This is a genomic window from Polaromonas sp., from assembly GCF_010365105.1.
Taxonomy (GTDB): Bacteria; Pseudomonadota; Gammaproteobacteria; order Burkholderiales; family Burkholderiaceae_C; genus Polaromonas.
The window spans coordinates 12492-34123 of record NZ_JAAFGZ010000010.1 but is presented as its reverse complement, the minus strand read 5'-3'; the positions used below and the strand labels follow the sequence as shown (position 1 = coordinate 34123).

The window sequence follows — 21632 nt, the reverse complement described above, 5'->3', positions numbered from 1 at the left end:
GGGCACAACGCAAGCCGTTCAACGGCCTGCCGACTGCCCCGTCCAAGATCCGATTTTCAGGATGCGCGCCCTGTAAACGGTCCCGGGTCGAGATGCACCGCCGATGGCGAAAAAACCGGACTCAGGAAACGACGGGTTGCGCCTGCGGCAGCGACATGGAAAAGCTCGCGCCCATCTGTTCAGGGCTTTCAGCCCATACCGTGCCGCCATGCAGCTGCGCCACGCGTTTGACGATGGCCAGCCCAAGGCCATTTCCGGTGAAGTCGGCAGAAGAGTGGAGGCGCTGAAACGCCGTGAACAGATTGCCGCTGTAGACCGGATCGAACCCTGCACCGTTGTCAGCCACCAGCAGGATCATTTCGCCTGGCAGCTTGCCAGGCAGCAGCCCGACCTTGATCCAGGCTTCGCTCTTTTTGGCGGTGAATTTCCAGGCGTTGTCGAGAAGACAGAACAAGGCAGTGGTCAAAAGACCCCGGTTCCCGACAAGCATCAGGCTGCTGTCCATCTCGATCGTCACATCCCGGTCCGGATCGATCTTGCGCAGATCGGCGAACAGGGAACGACAGACGGGCACCAGGTCAACCATTTCCAACGTTCCGGAACGAAGCGGCAGCTGGGCCAGCGTTCGCAGGTCATCCACCAGCCTGGCGAGCTGGCTGATGCTGGCCTGGATGCGCCTGACGTAGTGCAGACCCTGATCGTCCAGTACCGGTGAATACTTTTCAGCCAGCCTGGCCGCAAAACCCTGGGCCACATGCAGCGAATCCTGCAGGTCGGTGGATACCGCCTGGGTGAAGGTCAGCAGGTCGTGCCGGGCATTTTTCAGTTCAGCCTGCTGCGCCAGCAGGGTCTGCTGCAGCTCGGCATTGGACTTCTTGAGAACCGTGTCGGCCATGTGCCGGTCGCTGATATCGGCCAGGCTGACCAGCACCGCCTCGTGGCCATTCCACTTGACCTGGCTCCAGGCGAGTTCAACCAGGACTGCCTTGCCGTCCATTTTTTTCTGCCGGCACAGCCGCATCTCGGACTGGCCTTCCTTGCCGGTATGCAGCGAATGCAGCAGTTCAGCGCCCTCTCCTTCAGGAAAAAGCGCATCCATTCCGAGCGTCATGAAGGTCTTGCGTGCAATGCCGTAAAACCGGATGGCGGCCTGGTTGACCGCAAAGATTTGAAGCGAAGTCCGGTCGAACACCCACATCACATTCGGATTGGCTTCAAAGATCAGCTGGTTGTAGCGTTTGCTGTCTTCCAGCAGGCGCTGGTACTTTTGCGCCGGCCCCGCTTCGCGCAGGTTGGCGATGTAACCGGCAGCGCAGCGCCGCAGGGTGTATTCAACCCAGCTGTTTTCAAAGCTTTCATGGACAACGAACACGTATTGATCCGAATCCACGAGTGCCTGTTTGGCCGCCTCTTCATGCTGGCTGGCGGTTTCCTGGGACACAACATCCCACAGGCTGTAACCGCTGATGACGGACAGGGAGGTGTGCAGAAACCCGAGCGCCCGTGGATTGGCGTCAACAACGACGAGCTGGTGGTCAAGCAGGACAATGCCGTCCAGCGTCAGGTCCTCGATGCCCCATTCATGCCGTACTGACGGAGCGATGACGTTGACATCTTGGGGGCTGTTCAGGGGCACGTTGCCGGGCGGGTTTACCCGGAACTTGTCCAGAAATCGGGTCATGGCAGGCAAACCGGCATAGGTGGTGAGAAGCTGAAATACGCATCGGCGAGCAGGTCAGCGCCACTTCGCATTGGCCATGACCAGTGCGGTGACATAGCCCTGCAGCCAGTCGAAATTGACCGGCTTCTGAACCAGGCGCGCCTGTGGCGGAAGACCGCCGCGCGCGGCAATGGCATCCACCGCCATCCCGCTGATCACCACAATCTGCATGTCTGCCAATTGCTGGTTGCGCTTGATGGTCCTGAGCATCTCGATCCCGTCGACGCCCGGCATGGACAGATCGGCAATCAGCAGGTCCGGCCGCATGCTGGCAATGTCCATCAGGGCGTCCAGCGCCGATGTCATCCAGGTGCAGTCGACAGGCAAGTCCCACTCGTCAAAATGGCATCGGTAGAGGTCACGTGTTGACTCGTCGTCCTCAACCACCAGCACGCGCAAGCGGTGCTTGGGGTGAAGATCGGCACGCGAAAGCTGCGGGCTGTGCTTGGTCAGGTAGGCGTTAAGCGACTGCAAGGCAATGCGCCGGTGACCACCGAGCGTTTTCCAGGCATCGATTTCGCCTTTTTCGACCAGTGACTGGACCGTTGCTACAGACAAGCCCAGCATTTTGGCTGCATAGCTGGTCCCGCAGTAATCTTCACTTGAAAAATCGCTGGCGGTAATGGCAGCTTCGAAGGTTTTTGGTTCACGCGACATCAAGGCACTTCAAAATAGTTTAAATTTGTCACAGATGTAATCTTAATCAAATTAATAAGTTTTATTTGGATCAACTCAAAATTCCTGTCTATCTACACAAAGACACAACACTTGACGGGCCGCGGCGAGCCCTGGACCCGTGTCGCGTCATGCGAAAACTGCCGGTTCTCGCTGGCCCTCGGCGCGCATCGCGGCATTGCATCCCTTGCCAAGACTTCAGCCTTGACCAGGGATACACGTCGATGGCGACGCGATCCCCCGACTCTTTGCGCACGGCGCAACACTAGGACAGCGTGAAGAAAAACGTGGTGCCCTGCGACAGCACTGACTCTGCCCATATGCGCCCACCGTGCCGCTTGATCACGCGGCTCACGGTGGCCAGTCCGATACCGGTTCCAGAAAACTCTGAATCGCTGTGCAGCCGCTGGAAGGGATGAAACAGTTTGTCGACGTAAGCCATGTCAAAGCCTGCGCCGTTGTCTTTTATAAAAAAGACCGCCAAACCGGCAGGGTCGGATTGCCGGCCGACCTTGATTTCAGCCTGCGCCTTTTGCCCGGTAAATTTCCACGCGTTGGCCAGCAGATTCTCCATCACCACCCGAACCAGCCTTTCATCCCCATGGGCCAGCAGTCCGTCTTCAACCGTCACCATCACCTGCCGGTCGGGCTGGCGTGTTTTCCAGTCCTCCAGCAGCTTGCGCGCCAGCAGCGACAGGTCCACCGGCACGGTATGCAAGGGAGCACGAGAAACCTTTGACAGGGACAGCAAATCCTCGATCAACTGGCCCATTTGTGCCACGCCTGCCTGGATGCGCATCAGATAATGACTCGCCTTGACACCGGCGTCGCCCGCTATTTGTGGCGTTAGTTGCTTGGCAAGCAGCCTGCTGAAGCCGTCGATGGTATTGAGTGGCGAGCGAAGATCATGCGACACGGAATATGAAAAGGCTTCCAGTTCCTGGTTTGACAGCCGCAATGCCGCCTCAATGGCCTTGATTTCCGTGATGTCTGCATCGATTCCCACCCAAAAGGCAACGTCACCGTGCGCATCAAGCACCGGGGACGCCCGGTAAGCCATGGTGTGGAAACTGCCATCGGTGGCCCTCAGCCGCCGGAGTCCCGCGTAGGGGGAGTGGTTTTCCCTGGAAACGGCCCATGTGCTCTTGATGGCAGTGACATCGTCCGGATGAACAGCCGCCAGCCATTGGTAGCCGGTCCAGTCCGTCAATGCGCCGCCCATCAGGTCAAACCATGCCCGGTTGAAGTAGGTGGCGCGCCCGTCCGGGCTGGCAGTCCAGACCATCTGCGGGGCCTGCTCGGCCAGCGCCCGGAACAAAGCTTCCTGTCGAACCAGCGCAGCGGTGCGTTCCGCCACCTTTTGTTCCAGCCCCGCATTGAGCTGGCTGATTTCTTCGAGGAGTTTCGAGTTTTCCAGGCCGGCCGAAGCCAGGTGGCTCAATTCCAATGCAACGTATTCATCCTGCTTGGTGAACTCGCCTTCGTATTTGTCGGACAGCTGCAGGACACCGAAATTTTTTCCGTCCCGACCCATCAGCGGAACGGCCAGCAAGCCGCGCATGGGAGGAGCCGTCCGACCGTAGCTGCCAAAATTCCGAAGTGCGGGGTGAGCTTCAAGCTCGGCCTGGCTCATGCGTACGGATCGGTTGTTCTCGCACACGACCTCATGGATGGCGCTGCCGTCAGTCGGTTTCATCAAGCTTCGATAGGTTTCATACTTTTCCGAGAGCGAAAGCGCATGCATGGTTTGCGGATGCAGGCTGTCGGCGCTCAGGCAAACGACAGCCTGGTGCGCGCCGATGACGCCTCGCGCCTGGTCGGCAATCTCCTGCATGGTTCCTTCGAGCGTGCGATGCCAGGTGATGGCCTGGGCGGCGTCTGCCGCGCGCTGAAGGGTGAACAGGTATTCCTGCGCCTCCTTTTCGGTTTTTTCCTGGACGGTTTTGTCCAGCGCAATGACAAAGCGCGCATTCCGGCCGGCATAGTGAACCGGCCGGGACACCGTTTCGACCGCGAACAGCGAGCCGTCCTTGCGCACATCGTGCCAGACGGCATTTTTTCGCAGGGGATCACTCAGCCACTGGCGCAGTCCCGCATGCTCGGCGGCGGGCCGAATGTCAAAAATGCTCATCGACAGGAATTCCGTTTCCGAATAGCCATAAGCCTGGCAAGCCGCCTGGTTCACGGCGAGAAAACGCATCGTCGCAATGTCATATACCCACATGGAAACTGGCGCCGTATTGAACAGCGCGGCGTAGCGCTGCTCGCTGCTGGCAAGGGCTTGCTCGGCGCGTTTGCGCTCGGTGATATCGCGCTCAACGGCCACCCAGTGGGTAAACCAGCCTTTTTCGTTGGTGATTGGGACAATGTCCATCTCGACCCAGAACTCGCTTCCGCCTTTGGTGTAGTTGATCAGTTCGGACCGGACAGGCTGCCACTTTTTGAGCTTTCCCCGTATCCGGTCAAGTTCGTTTCGTTGGGTGTTGCTGCCTTGCAGCAAGCGCGGCGACTTCCCCAATACCTCTTCACGGCTGTAGCCTGTCATACGCTCGAAGGCGTGATTGACAAACACAATGCGCGGCCCCGGCGCTTCAACCGACTCGGCGTCGGTGATCATCACCGCGTCATTCTGGTGGGATATACAGGCTTGCAGCAGGCGCGCATGCGCGCTCGCCTGGTGCTGCGCGGTGAGGTCCTGGATCGCCCCCATCAGCCGCACGACCTTGCCGTTTTCGAGTAGGGCGTATCCCTGGATGCGCACCCAGATCGGCTTTCCTGCAGCGGTGACCAGAGGAAGCTCGATGTCCCATGGTGCGGCGTCGTCGATGGCTGACCGGACGGCCGCATTGACGGCACGCTGGGCGTCGGTTTCAAAAAAACTGAGGCCGTCTTCAAAGCTCACGTCCCGTGAAGGATCGACGCCATGAATTCGGTAGGTTTCTTCCGACCAGCAAAGCGTCATGGTGTCGACAAGCAACTCCCAGCTCCCCACCTTGGCCAGCGCGCCCGTGCGGTTCAATAGCTCGGTGCTGCGAAACAGGGCCAGTTCGGCATTCTTGCGCACGGTGATGTCCTGGATCACCCCGGTGCGCTGCAAGGATTCCCCGGCTTCGCGGCTGTCACTGGTCAGGCCGAATTGATGAATCCAGCGGACATGCCCGCCAGGAAGGACCACGCGGAATTCGATGTCGAGGTTGGTTCCGGTTTGAATGGCGGTGTCGTACGCAGCCTGGAAAGCCTGCCGGTCGCCGTGGTGGACCCGGGTGAGCAAACTGCCATGGTTCCCCTCAAACAACGAAGCGTCGATACCGAAGAAATCAAAAATCTCGCTGGACAGGCAAAGCTGTCCGGTCGGCAGGTCAAACTGCCAGTAGCCAATGCGCGCCAGGCGTTGCGCATCCTGCAATTTTTCCTGGATTGACCTGCTGCGCGCCAGCTCGGCTTCAAGCGCCAGCTGACTCGCCTGCATGGATTCGGCCATGCGGTTGAAACCCGTCGAGATTTGCGTAAATTCACCCGGCGCATCTTCAGATTCCAGCGCAATGCGCACATCAAGCCGCCCCGCCTGAAGCTGGCGCGTGGCAGCCAGAATTTCAGCGACGGGTTTCACAATGGCACGGCCACCCAGCACCCAGGCAATCCAGCCCCCGAGAGCGGCAACCAGCGTCAGGGCCAGATAAACCAGCACCAGCCGCTGACGGGCCGGCGCGAGCACCTCGTCCTTGTCCACGCTCACCGCCACAAAAAATGGCGCTTCAGCCGACTTGCCGCTGGGCTGAAATGCATAGATCTGTTGTGCACCCGCAAAATCCTCGCCTTCGTGCCTCCCCGCTACACCCGCTTTTACCGCCGCCAGAAGTGCTGGATCACGCAGCGCTTTCCCGATCGCCATGGGGTTTTCGAGATTGGCGGCCAGCACAATGCCCTGGCGGTCCGTCACGACAAAGTGGGTCCCGTTTGGCAAGGGTGCGTCGGAAAGGGACTTTGAGAGTTCTGTCAGGTTGACAGCAGCGAAGGCGACAGCGCTGATGTTTCCCTGTTTATTGACAACGGGCTGCGCAAAGAAAACAACAGGGTTTCCAGTGCCGCGACCATGCAGAAAACCACTCGCCACAAAACCCTTGCGCGCAATGGCGGTCTGGAAATACGGGCGGTCCCCGGCGAATTCACCCCGGCGTTCCCCCACGGCGAGGCAGCGTATATGCCCGTCAATTCCCACAATACCCAAATTGGCATAGCCCAGCGCCTGCGAATTCACAAGCTGCAGATATTGCTGGCAATCTGCGTCCCGGTCTTCCTGCACGAGCGGCATACTGGCAATGGCGGTCAGTAGCTGATGCGCAGAGGCAGCAACGCGCTCCTGGTTGGCGGCAACCAGCGATGCGGAAAATTCCAGATTTTGCCGGGCCTGGCTGACAGCTTTGCCGGATGTCAGCACCGCGCCGACGATGGCCAGGCCAAACAGGGGAATGGTGGCCACCAGCACGAGCATGACCAGGCGAGTGCGCAGCGTGATGTCAAGCTTCATCGCATCAAGCTTTTAAACGGGTAAACAGCCAGCGGCGCAGCAACACAAAGCCGGCCGGCTAGCCAGCCGTGGCATTAAACAGCCGCCAGTGACTCATTCACGCCCAGCCAATAGGCTTGCAGGCGGTTCAGCTTTTCGGTGAAGTCGACGAAATCAACAGGCTTGCGCACAAAACTGTTGGCCCCGCTCTGGTAGCAGCCCACCATGTCCGAGTGTTCACTTGACGACGTCAGCATGATGACCGGCACCAGCGTGGTCAGCGGATTGCTGCGAACGCTGCGCAGCACGTCCAGCCCCGACAGCTTGGGCAGCTTCATGTCCAGCAAAATGAAGGACGGTTGCCTGCGGACATCCCGACCGGCATGCTTTCCCTGACCAAAAAGGTAGTCAAGCGCGGCAGCGCCATCGCAGGCCACGGCAATCTCTGCGCCAACGCCCAGTTCCTCAAGGGTGAGTACCGTCAGTTCCAGATGGTCCGGGTTGTCTTCTACAACAAGTATCAGCTTATCGGACATGCTTGGTTCCATAGTTAATCATGAATTTTAGCCAGTTTTGGTTGTTTGATGATTTATTAAAGTTTCATTGTTTTCAACTTTTTACACAATACCGCTGTCTAATTTTTTGTTTTCATCTGTTCAGCAGCACTTCGTCCCGGAGTTGCCGACGCAGGGCAGCATGCCCGGGCATGACGCCTTGCACGGTGGCCCAGAAACGCGGGCTGTGGTCCATGAATCGCAGGTGGCTGAGTTCATGCACCACCACATAGTCGATCAAGTCCTGCTTCAGGTGCATCAGCCGCCAGTTCAGCCGGATGGCACCGCTGCTGCTGGCGCTGCCCCAGCGGGTGCCGGCGCTGGAAAGGCTGAGTTTGCGCCACTGCACCCCCAGTTGCGGTGCGAAAAAGTCCAGCCTGGCAGTAAAAACCGGCATCGCCTGTTGAAGCAGCCAGGCATGGACGCTGGCCTGGATCTGGACAGGCGTGGCGTCGGCGGGCAGCTTGAGGCGCAGGGCGCGAGCAGCCCCGTTGCCAGCCGCCTCGCCGTCCAGGGCGCTGTGCGGCTGGCGCCCATCGAGCACCAGACGCACCGGCTCACCCAGGAAAGGAAAAACGGCGCCGTCCTGCCAGTCGATCCGCTGCGACACCTGCTGGCGATGCCGCTCGCGCGTTTCATGCAGTTTTTTAACAATCCAGCCTGACTTGCCCCGCACCGCCTGATCGATTTCGGGGAGCGGCACCCATTTCGGCGCGCTGACGGCCAGACCTTCGCGGCCCACGGAAAACCCGATGGTCTGGCGTTTTCGGCGCCGGACTTCATAAGCCACCCAGTGACCGTCCAGCAGGATTTCGCGCGTGGCGCGCGGATGGCGAAAACCGCCTGCCGCCGGGACCACCGGCGTTGCTATTACTTCCATAGCTTCAGGCGCCCCATCCACAAGCGGAGAGTGCCTTTTTGATGCCGAATTTGGCGATTTTTTGGCGCCAATAGCCAGGTCGGGCTCGGGAGCGAAAAAGTCCAGCGCCAACTGGACAAGCCTGCGCGCCTTGGCGGCGGGTTGACGTGACGGACCAGCCACCCAGGCCTCCTTCAGGAACGCGGCCTGGCGGCTGCGGCGTCGCGGCCGGCATAGGCTTCAGGGTCGAGCCGGCGCATTTCCGCCTCGATCCAGGCTTCGACTTCGCGCATCAGTTCGTCGGGCTTGCGGCCGGCGCTGGGAATCGGCTTGCCGATGGAAATATCGACGATGCCCGGCTTCTTGATGAAGGCCTTGCGCGGCCAGCATTTGGCCGAGGTCACGGCAATCGGTATCACCGGCGCGCCGGTCTCGATGGCCAGTCGGGTGCCGCCCGATTTATAGACGCCTTTTTGCCCCCGGTTGATGCGCGTGCCCTCGGGGAACATGATCACCCAGGTGCCCTGCGCCATCAGGCGCTTGCCCTGCGCCACGACCTTGCTGAAGGCCTGCGTGCGCTGGCTGCGGTCGATGTGGATCATGTCCATGCGCGCCATGGCCCAACCGAAAAACGGGATGTAGAGCAGTTCCTTCTTGAACACATAGGCCAGCGGGTGCGGCATGATCGCCGGCATGGTCAGCGTTTCCCAGGTGGACTGGTGCTTGCACAGCAGCACGGCGGCGCTTTTCTCGCCGGTCGGCAGGTTTTCCATGCCGGTGATCCGGTTCTGGATGCCCAGGATGACGGTGCCGCTGTCCACCGCCAGCTTCAGCCAGCGCGCGCACATCCAGTACATCGTCGTGCTGTTGACGAACAGCGAGGCAATGACGACAAACAGCGCCCAGGGAATGACGGTCAGGATCAGCCACAGCATGTGCAGGAGGGAGCGAATCAGGGGCATGGCGGGGCTTCCGGCGGTTAAGTAGGTATCGTGTCGAGCCTGATGCGCTGCAGGCGTGCTTTAAAAGCAGGACTCAGGGTTTTTTAGCCCGTTTACGCATACAGGACGGGCGCAGGCAGCTATCATTTTCATATCTTCATCGGGCAGCAGCTTCTGACTGCGCACTGCGCGCCAGGATGAAATCGGCAAACGCCGACAGGTCCTGGTGCACCAGCGTGCCCGGCGGCAGGCCTTCGGGCGGCGCCAGGCCCCGGTATTTTTCCGACTTGCCGGTGAGCACCAGGTGCGGCTCGCAGCCAACCGCCGCGCCGGCCTGCACATCGCGCACGGAATCGCCCACGGTCGGGACGCCCTTGAGCGGAACGCCAAAACGCATGCCGATCTGCTCGAACAGCCCGGACCGGGGCTTGCGGCAGTGGCAGTTTTCGTCGGCGGTGTGCGGGCAGAAAAACACCGCATCGATGCGCCCGCCCTGCACGGCGAGCAGCTTTTGCATCTTGGCATGCATGGCATTGAGCGACACCACGTCAAACAGCCCGCGCCCCAGCCCCGACTGGTTGGAGGCAATCACCACATGCCAGCCGGCATGGTTGAGCCGGGCAATTGCTTCAAGCGCGCCGGGCAGCGGCAGCCACTCGTCGGGCGTCTTGACGAAGTCGTCGCTGTCGCTGTTGATGGTGCCGTCGCGGTCAAGGATGACGAGTTTCATGGGGCTTTCACCAAGGGGGAAACGGCCGGCACAGCCTGCCAGCCGGTGACGAACAGGCCGTTGAAGCGGCCGGGAGCGAGCTGCAGCGCCAGCGTGTCGCCGGGTTTGAGCGATGCGGCGCCAGCATCGTCCAGCAGCAGCCGGTTTGGAATATCCAGGTCGTCAATCTTCAGCACCAGTTCGGTGCCGCCCAGGCTGCGCAGGCTGGCCGGCTTGAACAGGGCGGTCACCACCCGCGCCTTCACCGGCACGGGCGCTGCGGCGGTCATGCCCTGCAAGACCAGTCCCTGGCAGTTCAAGTGGCGCTGCAGCAACGCGCCGCTGCCGAGAAGCCAAAGCAGCAGCCAAACAGCGCCGATCACCGGCATGACACGCCGCCAGCCCAGCCGGTAAATGATCAGCCCCGCCGCGATTAGCAAAGCCAGCGCCAGGGCGAACGGCCAGAGCAGGTCCAGCGCGCCGGCCGTGGTGGACACCGGCACCAGCGGCAGCGCCGGCACGGTGTTCTGGCGGTCGTCCACCAGTTGCAGCAGCCAGCGCACCGCAACCATGAACGCGGGCGGACCAAAGATCAGCCAGGCGGTGCGCTGCGAAGTCCAGCCGTTTCCGGCGGGATTCGGTGCGCTGCGGTTCAGGGAATCGGTCGAAGGCATGGCCGCCTCAAACCGCCAGACGCGACAGGTCGGCCACCCGGTTCATGGCGTCGTGCAGGCTTTTGAGCAGGCCCTGGCGGTTCAGCCGCAGGTCGAGTTCCTCAGCATTGACCATCACGCCGTCGAAGAAGGCATCGACCGGCGCGCGCAGGGCGGCCAGCGTCTGCAGCGACGCGGTGTAGTCGCCGGCGTCGAACTGCGCGTTGGCAGCAGGAACGATGTCCTTCATTGCCGCATACAGGGCAATCTCGGCGGGCTCTTTCAGCAGCAACTCGCTGACATGCGCGTCCACTTCCTGGGCTTTTTTCAGGATGTTGCCGATGCGCTTGTTGGCGGCGGCCAGCGCGGGGGCTTCGGGCAAGCCGACAAAGGCGCGCACGGCGGACAGGCGCCTGGCCACGTCGCCCAGACGTTGCGGCTTTTGCGACACCACCGAATCGACCTCCTGCGCGCTGAAGCCCTGCTCGCGCAGGGAGCCGGCCAGGCGGTCGTAGATGAAGTCGGTCAGGGCAGGCGTTGCGGCGGTGATCCTGTCGCCAAAAACGGCGGCGGCATCTCGTGCCAGCGCCGTCACATCCAGCGGCAGGTCTTTTTCGACCAGCATCCGGATCACGCCCAGCGCATGGCGGCGCAGCGCAAACGGGTCCTTGTCGCCCGTGGGCAAATTGCCTATGCCGAACATGCCGACCAGCGTTTCGAGCTTGTCGGCCAGCGCGACGACCACGCCCACAGGGTTGCGCGGCAGTTCATCGCCAGCAAAGCGCGGTTTGTAATGGTCTTCAATCGCGTCGGCCACCTCGGCGTCCAGGCCATCGTTGAGCGCGTAGTAGCGGCCCATGGTGCCCTGCAGTTCCGGGAATTCGCCGACCATGTCAGTGACCAGGTCGCTCTTGGCCAGTTGCGCGGCCTGATCGGCCTGCTGCGCCAGCGCCTCGCCGCCGAGTTGCCGGCCAATGGCGCTGGCAATCGCCCGGACGCGCTCGACGCGCTCGCCTTGCGAGCCCAGCTTGTTGTGATAGACCACCTTGTCCAGCCCGGCCACGCGCGACGCCAGCGTTTTCTTGCGGTCCTGGTCAAAGAAAAACTTGGCATCGGCCAGGCGCGGGCGTACCACGCGCTCGTTACCGCCAATCACGGCACTCGCATCGTCAGGCGAGATGTTGCTGACGACGAGAAACTGGTTCGTCAGCTTGCCATCGGTATCGAGCAGCGGAAAGTATTTCTGGTTGGCCTTCATCGTCAGGATCAAACACTCCTGCGGCACGTCCAGGAATTCTTTTTCAAACGCGCAGACCAGCACGTTGGGCCGCTCGACCAGCGCTGTCACTTCGTCAAGCAACGCATCGTCGTCAATCGGCATGACGCCACCACCAACTTCCGTGGCCGCTTCGGCCAGCTGGCGGGCAATCTCGGTCTTGCGGGCAGAAAAACTGGCGATGACGGCGCCGTCGATTTCCAGCGTGACGGCGTAGCTGTCGGCGTCCGGCAAGACCACCGGGTCCACGGCCGCTTCAAAGCGGTGGCCGTGGGTGAAGTTGCCCGCCTTCAGCCCCAGCACCTTGACCGGCACCACGGTGCTGCCATGCAGCGCGACCAGCCCGTGCGCCGGACGCACGAAGTTCACGCTGGTCCAGCCGGGCAGTTCGCAGTCGGTTTCCAGCTGATAGCTCATGACCTTGGGAATCGGCAGCTTGGCAATCGCTTCTTCCAGCGCCTTTTGCAGGCCGGTGTCGAGCGTGGCGCCCGTTGCCAGGCTGTCGTAGAACAGCGCTTCGGCCTTGCCGTCAGGTGCGCGTTGCAGCGCGGCGACGGCGGCTACCGGATCGGACACGTCAGCACCCAGCGCTTGAAGCCTTTTGAGCAATGCGGGCGTGGCGTGGCCGGCGCTATCGAGCCCGACAGACACCGGCATCAGCTTTTGCCGCACCGCCCTGTCCTCGGCCTTGCGCCAGACCCGGCTGATGTGCGCGGCCAGCCGGCGCGGCGAGGCATATGCCGTGACGACCGATTCGGCGCTGGCCAGGCCCAGCGCGCGGAGCTGCTCGGCCAGCACGCCGGCAAAGGCATCGCCCAGCTTTTTCAAAGCCTTGGGCGGCAATTCTTCGACAAACAATTCGACCAGAAGGTTTTGGGTGGTCATGGTTCAGGCACCCTTCTTCTTGGTCGTGGCCGTGGATGTTGTTGTTTTTGCCATCTGCTCTACCCATTCGCGCGGTGCCATCGGGAAACCCAGGCGTTCGCGGCTTTCAAGATAACTCTGCGCCACCAGGCGCGAGACATTGCGGATACGGCCCATGTAGGCGGCGCGCTCGGTCACGCTGATGGCGCCGCGTGCGTCGAGCAGGTTGAAGCTGTGCGCGGCCTTGAGCACCTGCTCGTAGGCTGGCAGTGCGAGCTGCTGCTCGATCAGGTATTTGGCCTGCTTTTCATGCGCGGTGAAGGCGGTGAACAGGAAATCGGTGTCGGAATGCTCGAAGTTGTAGGTCGATTGCTCGACCTCGTTTTGCTTGTACACGTCGCCGTAGGTCAGCCCTTCGGTCCAGGTCAGGTTGTAGACGTTGTCCACGCCCTGCAGATACATCGCCAGGCGCTCCAGTCCGTAGGTGATCTCGCCGGTGGCCGGCTTGCAGTCGATGCCGCCGACCTGCTGGAAATAGGTGAACTGGGTCACTTCCATGCCGTTGAGCCAGACTTCCCAGCCCAGGCCCCAGGCGCCCAGCGTCGGGTTTTCCCAGTCGTCCTCGACAAAGCGGATGTCGTTTTGCTTCAGGTCGAACCCCAGCGCTTCAAGCGAACCGAGGTACAGCTCCAGGATGTTTGATGGCGCCGGCTTGAGTACCACCTGGTACTGGTAGTAATGCTGCAGGCGGTTCGGGTTTTCGCCATAGCGGCCGTCTTTTGGCCGGCGGCTGGGCTGCACATAGGCCGCCTTCCACGGCTCAGGGCCAAGCGCTCTTAAAAACGTAGCAGTATGCGAAGTCCCGGCGCCGACTTCCATGTCATAGGGCTGTAAAAGTGCGCAACCCTGGTCGGCCCAGTAGGACTGCAGCTTCAGGATGATTTGCTGAAAGGTAAGCATAGGAGTTGTTCTTGTCTAGGGCGGGTGCAGCGTCACGGCACCGGGAAATCAGGGAGTTGGCAACGCCAGGGGCGGCATCGCACAGGCATTCATTTTACGCGGCCACGGTTCAGCCCCGACGCCTGGAAACCAGCGCCAGCCCGAGCGCGGCCAGGCCCAGTGCCCACAGCGGCCAGAGCCCGAAACGCCCGGCCCACCAGGCATAGGGGGTGATGCCGCTGCGGCCCTGCACGTCGCCACTCAGCGCGCCCCGGGTATGGCGCGGCAGGGCATGCGTGACCTCGCCCCGACGGTTGATGATGACGGTGGCGCCGGTGTTGGTGGAGCGGATCATGGGCCGGCCAAACTCCAGCGCGCGCATGCGCGAAATCTGCAAATGCTGGTCAATGGCCACGGTGTTGCCGAACCAGCCGATGTTGCTGATATTGACAAAAATCGTCGGCGCTTGGCGCCCATCGACAAAGCGCGCGGCCAGTTCCTCGCCAAACAGATCTTCATAGCAGATATTCGGCGCCAGCCGCTGGCCTTGCCAGGCAAACGACGGCTGGCCGACCGCGCCGCGGTTGAAGTCGCCCAGCGGAATGCTCATCAGGCGGATGAACCAGTGGAAACCGGGCGGAATGACCTCGCCGAAAGGCACCAGGTGGTGCTTGTCGTAGCGGTAAAGTGCGAGCGGCTCCAGTGGGACCGGCTGGCCAGCGGGCACGGGCTTGAACCCCAGCACCGAATTGGAATAGCCGGTGTTGAAGTCGCCCAGCGGCAGGCCGATCAGTGCGGCCTGGTCGCCGCTGGCAAAGCGCGCCTGCAGCGCCTGCCAGTAGCCGTCGGGCAATTGCTGCGGCAGCAGCGGCAGCGCCGTCTCGGGCGCAACCACCAGCGCGCCGGTAGCGTTCTGCAGTTGCTCGCCATACCAGCGCAGCGCGGTGGCCACGCCAGTGCCGCTGACGAATTTTTCGTCCTGCGGAATGTTTCCCTGCAGCAGCGTGACCGACATCGGCCTGATCAGCGCCGGGTCGGGCTCGACATCGCCGACATTGAAGACTGGCAGCCAGGCGATGGCGGCGCTGGCCAGCACGCCGGCCAGCGCCGAGCGCCAGCGGGTCCGGGGCGCCAGCAGGCTGAACGCCAGCCAGGCGGCGACCGACGCCGCCATAAAGGTCAGGCCATGCACGCCGACCCATGCGGCCAGCGGCCTGGCCCAGCCGTCCACATGGGCATAACCGCCCTCGCCCCACGGAAAGCCGGTGAAGAACTTGACCCGTGCCAGTTCGGCCAGCAGCCACATAGCTGCAAAAAACAGAGCACGCCATGCAGTCTGGACGGGCGCAAAAGCCACAAACAATGCAGAAGCGGCAGCATAGTAAAGCCCCAGGAAGGCGGCCAGCAGCACAATCGCCAGCACCGTCAGCGGCGCGGCCAGTCCGCCGTACACATGCAGCGAAATGAACAGCCACCAGTAGGTCGCGCACTGCATGGCGACGGCGAACAGGCCGCCCAGCCAGGCGCCTCGTCGCCAGTTTTTGGCGCCATCGAGCTGCCCTGCCAGCAGCGCCAGCGCCAGCAACTGCAGCCACCCCACGGGCTGGCCCGGAACCAGGCCGAGCACGGACGCGCCGAAGGGAAAAGGCCAGGCCATGCTCGCGGCATGAAAAATGCCGGCGGCCAGGACGATGACCAGCTGAAGCCATGCCAGCCGGTCGCTGGTCGGCTGGCCGATGCGCCGCGTGCCTGGCGCGCCGAAACGCACCGCCGCTGAAGACCTCATGCGCCCGATGGCCCGGGCAGGGTGCCCATCAACCGGTTCACGGCGCGTCGTTTGCCGGGACGGCCGTGGCGGCCGCTGGCGACACCTTGAACCAGCGCACCGCGCCGCCCTTGGTGTGCAGCACGGTGAACTGCAGGCCGGCCAGCGCGTAATGCTCGCCGCGCTTGGGGACATGGCCCATTTCGTGCGCGACCAGGCCGCCGATGGTCTCAAAGTCGGTTTCCGGCAGCAGCACCTCGAACGACTCATTGACCCGCTCGACCGCCGTGTCGCCGCTCACGCGGTAGGTGTGGTCGGTCAGGGCAAAGATGTCGCCGGCGTCCTCTTCGATGTCGAATTCATCCTCGATCTCGCCGACGATCTGCTCCAGCACATCCTCGATGGTGATCAGGCCGGCGACGCGGCCAAACTCGTCGATGACGACGGCCAGGTGGTTGTGGTTGACACGAAATTCGCGTAGCAGCTCGTTCAGACCCTTGCTTTCGGGCACGAACACTGCCGGGCGCAACAATGCACGGATGTTGAGTTCGGGCGCGCGCTGCAGTTTCAGCAAATCCTTGGCCATCAGGATGCCGATGATGTTTTCCTTTTCGTCCTCGTAGACCGGAAAACGCGAATGCGCGGTGTCGATGATGAGGTGCAGCAGTTCGTCGAACGGCGCATCAATATTCACCAGGTCCATGCGTGGCGCGGCCACCATCACATCGCCGGCCGTCATGTCGGCCATGCGGATCACGCCTTCGAGCATTTCACGGCTTTGCTGGCCAATGACATCGTTGCCCTGGGCTTCCACCAGCGTTTCAATCAGCTCGTCTCTTGAGTCAGGACCGGGGTGGAGCATTTCCGCAAGCTTTTGCAAAAAGCCGCGTTTGTCTTCAGTCTTGGAAGACCGACTGGGAGGAACATCGGACACGTAAGGGCGGTCGGTAGTGGAGAAGCGGTCTAGGATAGCCGAAATTTTTTGACCGCCCGCAAGTTTGGGTAACTCAAGCCCGCGATTGAAACAGCGGAACAGCCCGCGAAGCACCACGCCGGACCATAAGCGCAGCACCGTTCACAGAGGCGGCGAACCGCACGAGGCAGTGAGCGCGAATGCTCCCGCCCAAAACCAGCAGGGGCCGCAGGACCGGCTTGGCCGGACTGCAGGCGCAGCGGCCCCCTCGGGGGGCAGGGAGCCACACGCAGTGGGCGACCGTGGGGGTTCTACTTCCTTATGCGATCGCGGCTGTCGCGAACGCCCTGCCTGATTTCCTGCAGCGTCGCCAGAAAATTCCAGAACTGCCTGGCCTGCACCTTGAGCCGGTAGTCGGTTTGCGCGATCTGCTCGTCGAGCATTTCGCTCATGCGCGAGTCCATGTCGGCGGGCAGAAGCTTGAGGTAAGCCTCGGTTTCCGATCCGTCGCGCTCGACCGTGGCGCCGGCCTTGCGGGCGATATTGAGCATGGCGGTGTTTTCGCTCAGTGCATGGATGAACATCATCTGCACGCCTTCGTTGCGCGAGTGCATCGCGGCCCGGTCAAACAGGCGCGCGCCATAACCCCGGCCGCGCGCATGGGCCAGCACGGAAACGCCAAATTCGGCGCAACTCTGGAGTTCGGGATCGGTGGAAAAGGCCAGGTGCGCCATGGCGATCAGTTCAAGCTTGCGGTTGTATATCCCGAAGATCTCGTCGCGCTCGAAATTGAGCCCGGCAACATAGCGCCGGATCTGCTCGTCGTTGGCCGAATAGCCAAAGCGCAGATAGCGGTCCCGGGGCTCAAGCGCCAGCAGGTGCGCGGAGATGCGCCCGGTGTGGCTGGGGCCGATGGAGCGGATCGGAACGACGACAGACCGCACAGCGTCGGCTGCCGGGAGGCGGGGCGCACCACCCTGCCCTGGCGAGCGGAAAAACGCCATGCTTGCCATGAAGGAAGCTTTTAAAAGTGAGCCTGGATGAACCATGGCCCAAATATAAGGGTTATCCCTAGGAACCTGACTTCAACAGCGTAAAGCCCTACAGCGTCGGGCTCGTCCTGATTCAGCAAAAAATCAGGCTTTTGCGCAATGCCTGCAAGCACTTTAAGCTATAAATAAAATAGCAACTTTGCGCCCGTGCTAGGTAATACTACCGACGCAAAAATGTTGCAGTGCAGCAACGCCATTTGGTCGCGCTGGCGGGCAGGGCAAGCGCGGGCCTGATGCGTCCGACCATCCCGTGCATCGCGTCACAGGGGAACGGCAGTGGTGCACTTCACCCGGTCCAGAACGAAGCTGGTCTTGCAGTCCTGCACGCTGGCGTGCCTGAGCAGCGTGTCCATGATGAAGCGGCTGTAGTGCGCCATGTCAGCCACCAGCACGCGCAGCAGATAGTCCATCTCGCCGGTCAGCGCCGCGCATTCGACCACCTCGGGCCAGGTCTGCACGCTGGCGCGAAACAGGTCCATCGGGCTGCGCTTGTGGCCCTCCAGGTGCTTTTCAAGCCGCACCGTGATGTAGGCCGTCAGCCCCAGCCCGACCGATTCGGGCTTGACCAGCGCCACGTAGCGGTCGATCACGCTGGTTTCCTCCAGCCTCTTCACCCGCCGCAATACCGCACTGGGCGACAGGCCGACCTGGCCGGCCAGCTGGTCATAGGTTTCCCGGCCGTTTTCCTGCAGGCGTCGCAGGATGGCCTTGTCCAGCTTGTCGAGGGTGTGCTGATCGCTCATGGCGCCATGGTAGCGCCGGCGGCGTTTGCTTAGGGTATTTACTCCTCGCGGGTAACTCCTGATGGCAGTTTTTCACAATTATTGAAAAACTCTCTCCTGGAAAAAAGCACGTTCGTTCGTTTTTATAAAAGGAGACTTCATGTACCGCTACCTTGTTCGCCGCCTTCGCGCCGTTGCGCGCCTTGTGGGTTTGATGCTGGCCATCGGCCTGTCGCTGGCGGGGGCGACGGCCCAGGCGCAGACCGGCTACACGCAGACGCGCTACCCCATCGTGCTGGTGCATGGACTGTTCGGTTTTGACTCGTTCCTGGGCGTGGACTATTTCTATGGCATTCCCTCGGCCCTGCAACAAGGTGGCGCCCGGGTTTTCGTTGCGCAGGTTTCTGCCGCCAACAGCACCGAAGTGCGCGGCGAGCAACTGCTGGCGCAGGTCAAGAACATCATGGCGATCACCGGCGCGGCCAAGGTCAACCTGGTCGGCCATTCGCACGGCGGCCCGACCATCCGCTACGTGGCCGGCGTGGCGCCTGGGCTGGTGGCGTCGGTCACCTCGATAGGCGGCGTCAACAAGGGCTCGCGCGTGGCCGACATCCTGCGCGGCACCGTGCCGGCCGGCACGCTGTCCGAAACCGTCGTCAACAATGCCGCCAAGGCGTTTGTCGCGCTGATCAACCTGGGATCGGGGGCTACCGGCCTTTCCCAAATGCCGATTGCCGCGCTGAACTCGCTGACCACGGCCGGCTCGCTCAAGTTCAACCAGCGCTTTCCCCAGGCGCTGCCCAGCGACTGCGGCAGCGGTGCCGAACTGGTCAACGGCGTGCGCTACTACTCCTGGACCGGCACGCAGCCGGTGACCAATGTGCTCGATGTGAGCGACGGCGCGCTGGGCATCATGAGCCTGACCTTTGGCCAGGCCAGTGACGGCCTGGTGTCAGCCTGCTCGTCGCGCCTGGGCAAGCACCTGGGCGACTACCGGCAGAACCACCTGGACGAAGTCAACCAGGTGGTCGGCCTGCGCGACTGGTTCTCAGCCGATCCGGTCACGCTGTACCGCCAGCATGCCAACCGGCTCAAGCTGGCCAACCTGTGAAGCATCCGCGCGCGGCTGCCCTGGCAGCGACGCTGGCGGCCTTGCTGGGCGTGAGCTGGTGGCTGGCGCCTGACGACAGCAGCACCCCGGCATTGCGCCCGTTGCCGACGCAGGCGGTCCTGGCCGCCAGCAGCGCCGCTGGCGCGTCCTCGGCCAGTCAGACAGGCCGGCCGCTGCTGCCAGGCCAGCGGCAACCGGGCACGGCCGATCCACAGGTCGATGCCTTCCTGACGGATGACCTGCGTTTCAAGCTCGAAGCCCTGCTGCTGGAGGCCGGCGAATCAGACTCGCCTGCGGCCCTGAAGCAGCAGCTGGCAGCGTTGGTGCTGCACCAGTTCCTGGCGGCTGACCGGGAACGCGCCCTTGCGCTGCTGAACCGGTATGTAGATTACCGGGTGGCGCTGGGCGACGTGAAGGCGCCGGCCGACCCGAATGACCCACGCGCCTTGCGCACGGCGCTGGAGGCGCGCCAGCGGCTGCGTGAACAACATTTCGACAGCAGCGAATACACGGCGCTGTTTGCCAGCGAGGAAGCACTGGACCGCTTCACGCTGGCGCGCCTGGAGATAGAGCGCAACAGCGCGCTCACAGCGACCCAGCAACAGGCGGCAGTGCATCAGGCCGAGAGCGAATTGAGCGATACGCAGCGCGCTACCCGCGCCGGTGCGCTGGCGCACGAAGGAGTGGCCGCGCAGACCGCCGCCTTTGACAGCCAGGGTGTCAGCCCGCAGGAGCGCCATGCCCAGCGGCGCGCCCAGTATGGCGACGCGGCGGCGAACCAGCTGGCACGACTCGACCGCGAGGAAAAGCACTGGCAGGCGCGGCTGGACGACTATGCCAGTGCCAAAAACGTCAACGCCAGTCCGGCGCAGCTGGAGCAGCTGGGCCAGAAGCTGTTTTCAACCGAGGAACAACTGCGCCTTGACGCCGCCCTGGCGCTCAGGCAGCAGCCCCAGGCGGCAACGCCGGAAAAGCGCTAACCAGCGGCAATGCGCAGTCAGGCGCATGAATCCTGCACACCGGGCTTCCCAAGCACCTGAAGAAACCGAAAAACTGAGCGCCATCCCTCTTACAGTAAACAGCATTGCATCATCTGCCTGGCTTTTACCTACTGGAGACACCCATGAATTCACTGGAAACCACTTTGGCCCCAGCCCCCGGCGCTGGCGAAGCCATCCCGGCGCTGCACGACAACCCGATGGGCACCGACGGCTTCGAATTCATCGAATATGCCGCGCCCGACCCGAAGGCCATGGGCGAGGTGTTCGAGCGCATGGGCTTCAAGGCAATTGCCCGGCACCGGCACAAAAATGTGCTGCTGTACCGCCAGGGCGGCATCAACTTCATCCTGAATGCGGAGCCTGATTCGTTTGCCCAGCGCTTTGCGCGCCAGCACGGCCCCAGCGTGTGCGCCATCGCCTTCCGGGTGCACGATGCCAAGGCGGCCTACGAGCGCGCCATTTCACTGGGCGCCTGGGGCTATGCGCCGACCTCGGCGCCGGGCGAGTTGAACATTCCGGCGATCAAGGGCATTGGCGACTCGATCATCTATTTTATCGACCGCTGGCGCGGCAAGAACGGCGCGCAGCCGGGGGCCATCGGCAACATCGGCTTTTACGACGTGGACTTCGAGCCCCTGCCCGGGGCCGAGCTGAACCCGGCCGGCCACGGCCTGACCTACATCGACCACCTGACGCACAACGTGCACCGGGGCCGCATGGCCGAATGGGCGGGCTTTTACGAGCGGCTGTTCAACTTCCGCGAGGTGCGCTACTTCGACATCGAAGGCCAGTCCACCGGCGTGAAAAGCAAGGCCATGACCAGCCCCTGCGGCAAGATCCGCATTCCGATCAACGAGGAAGGCAACGAAAAAGCCGGCCAGATCCAGGAGTACCTGGACAGCTACCAGGGCGAAGGCATCCAGCACATCGCGCTGGGCTCGGACGATCTGCCGGCGACGGTGGATGCGCTGCAGTTCGCCGGCATGAAGCTCCTGAGCACCGGTGACACCTACTACGAGCTGCTCGATGCGCGCATTCCCGGCCATGGCGAGGATGTGGCGGCGCTACAGGCGCGCAACATCCTGGTGGACGGCAAGCCGGGCGACCTGCTGCTGCAGATCTTCAGCGAGAACCAGCTCGGACCGATCTTTTTCGAATTTATCCAGCGCAAGGGCAACCAGGGCTTTGGCGAGGGCAACTTCAAGGCGCTGTTCGAAAGCATCGAGCTCGACCAGATGCGCCGCGGCGTGCTGGAAAAAGCGTGATGTCGGGCGGCGAAGCACGCGCAGCGAAGAGCGCGGGGGCTGCAAAAGTGCCTGCTCCAGACCAGTCGGGGCCGCAGGACCGGCTTTGCCGGACTGCAGGCGCAGC

At 62.4% G+C, this 21632-nt stretch carries 17 protein-coding genes; 3 read left to right on the top strand and 14 right to left on the bottom strand.

Annotated elements, in window-relative coordinates:
• Window positions 1-121 precede the first annotated feature (121 nt).
• The 14 genes from GZ092_RS08775 to GZ092_RS08710 all read right to left on the bottom strand — a co-directional run bounded on the left by GZ092_RS08775 (window position 122) and on the right by GZ092_RS08710 (window position 18170).
• A complete protein-coding gene (locus tag GZ092_RS08775) occupies window positions 122-1681 on the bottom strand; it encodes an ATP-binding protein (protein WP_293636014.1) in 1560 nt (519 codons plus the stop codon).
• A 54-nt stretch (window positions 1682-1735) separates the two neighbouring features.
• Complete coding sequence (locus GZ092_RS08770) at window positions 1736-2377, bottom strand: response regulator (protein WP_293636013.1); 642 nt, start codon at window positions 2375-2377, stop codon at window positions 1736-1738.
• A 283-nt stretch (window positions 2378-2660) separates the two neighbouring features.
• Window positions 2661-6923 carry a PAS domain S-box protein gene (locus GZ092_RS08765; protein WP_293636012.1) on the bottom strand — a complete coding sequence of 1421 codons (4263 nt, stop codon included), beginning with the start codon at window positions 6921-6923 and terminating at the stop codon, window positions 2661-2663.
• A 74-nt stretch (window positions 6924-6997) separates the two neighbouring features.
• On the bottom strand, window positions 6998-7438 hold the full coding sequence (locus tag GZ092_RS08760; RefSeq protein ID WP_293636011.1) for a response regulator: 441 nt from the start codon (window positions 7436-7438) through the stop codon (window positions 6998-7000).
• 112 nt (window positions 7439-7550) lie between these two features.
• Window positions 7551-8336 (bottom strand): SprT family zinc-dependent metalloprotease, encoded by a 786-nt coding sequence (locus GZ092_RS08755; RefSeq protein WP_293636010.1) that lies wholly within the window; start codon window positions 8334-8336, stop codon window positions 7551-7553.
• A 173-nt stretch (window positions 8337-8509) separates the two neighbouring features.
• Entirely contained in the window at window positions 8510-9277 is a 768-nt protein-coding gene (locus GZ092_RS08750; protein WP_293636009.1) for a lysophospholipid acyltransferase family protein, read from the bottom strand.
• Between the two features lie 136 nt (window positions 9278-9413).
• Window positions 9414-9986, bottom strand: coding sequence for a D-glycero-beta-D-manno-heptose 1,7-bisphosphate 7-phosphatase (gmhB, locus tag GZ092_RS08745; RefSeq protein WP_293636008.1), 573 nt, complete (start codon window positions 9984-9986; stop codon window positions 9414-9416).
• Window positions 9983-10639, bottom strand: a complete 657-nt coding sequence (locus GZ092_RS08740; protein ID WP_293636007.1) for a hypothetical protein — start codon at window positions 10637-10639, stop codon at window positions 9983-9985. The genes gmhB and GZ092_RS08740 overlap by 4 nt, the downstream gene beginning before the upstream one ends.
• Window positions 10640-10646: 7 nt before the next feature.
• Window positions 10647-12779: a glycine--tRNA ligase subunit beta gene (gene glyS, locus GZ092_RS08735; RefSeq protein WP_293636006.1), complete on the bottom strand. Its 2133-nt coding sequence runs from the start codon at window positions 12777-12779 to the stop codon at window positions 10647-10649.
• A 3-nt stretch (window positions 12780-12782) separates the two neighbouring features.
• On the bottom strand, window positions 12783-13718 hold the full coding sequence (glyQ, locus tag GZ092_RS08730; RefSeq protein ID WP_293636005.1) for a glycine--tRNA ligase subunit alpha: 936 nt from the start codon (window positions 13716-13718) through the stop codon (window positions 12783-12785).
• A gap of 109 nt (window positions 13719-13827) precedes the next feature.
• Window positions 13828-15354 carry an apolipoprotein N-acyltransferase gene (gene lnt / locus GZ092_RS08725; RefSeq protein WP_293636150.1) on the bottom strand — a complete coding sequence of 509 codons (1527 nt, stop codon included), beginning with the start codon at window positions 15352-15354 and terminating at the stop codon, window positions 13828-13830.
• Between the two features lie 166 nt (window positions 15355-15520).
• Window positions 15521-16396: a transporter associated domain-containing protein gene (locus GZ092_RS08720; RefSeq protein ID WP_293636004.1), complete on the bottom strand. Its 876-nt coding sequence runs from the start codon at window positions 16394-16396 to the stop codon at window positions 15521-15523.
• A 290-nt stretch (window positions 16397-16686) separates the two neighbouring features.
• Window positions 16687-17424: a GNAT family N-acetyltransferase gene (locus tag GZ092_RS08715; RefSeq protein ID WP_293636003.1), complete on the bottom strand. Its 738-nt coding sequence runs from the start codon at window positions 17422-17424 to the stop codon at window positions 16687-16689.
• A gap of 263 nt (window positions 17425-17687) precedes the next feature.
• Window positions 17688-18170: an Lrp/AsnC family transcriptional regulator gene (locus GZ092_RS08710; RefSeq protein WP_293636002.1), complete on the bottom strand. Its 483-nt coding sequence runs from the start codon at window positions 18168-18170 to the stop codon at window positions 17688-17690.
• Window positions 18171-18363: 193 nt separating this feature from the next.
• Between GZ092_RS08710 and GZ092_RS08705 the strand changes: the two genes are divergently transcribed.
• From GZ092_RS08705 to hppD, 3 genes are all read left to right on the top strand, one after another.
• Complete coding sequence (locus tag GZ092_RS08705) at window positions 18364-19260, top strand: triacylglycerol lipase (RefSeq protein ID WP_293636149.1); 897 nt, start codon at window positions 18364-18366, stop codon at window positions 19258-19260.
• Window positions 19257-20240 (top strand): lipase secretion chaperone, encoded by a 984-nt coding sequence (locus GZ092_RS08700; protein WP_293636001.1) that lies wholly within the window; start codon window positions 19257-19259, stop codon window positions 20238-20240. Before GZ092_RS08705 ends, GZ092_RS08700 begins: the two co-directional genes overlap by 4 nt.
• Before the next feature lie 218 nt (window positions 20241-20458).
• Entirely contained in the window at window positions 20459-21526 is a 1068-nt protein-coding gene (hppD, locus tag GZ092_RS08695; RefSeq protein ID WP_293636148.1) for a 4-hydroxyphenylpyruvate dioxygenase, read from the top strand.
• Window positions 21527-21632 lie beyond the last annotated feature (106 nt).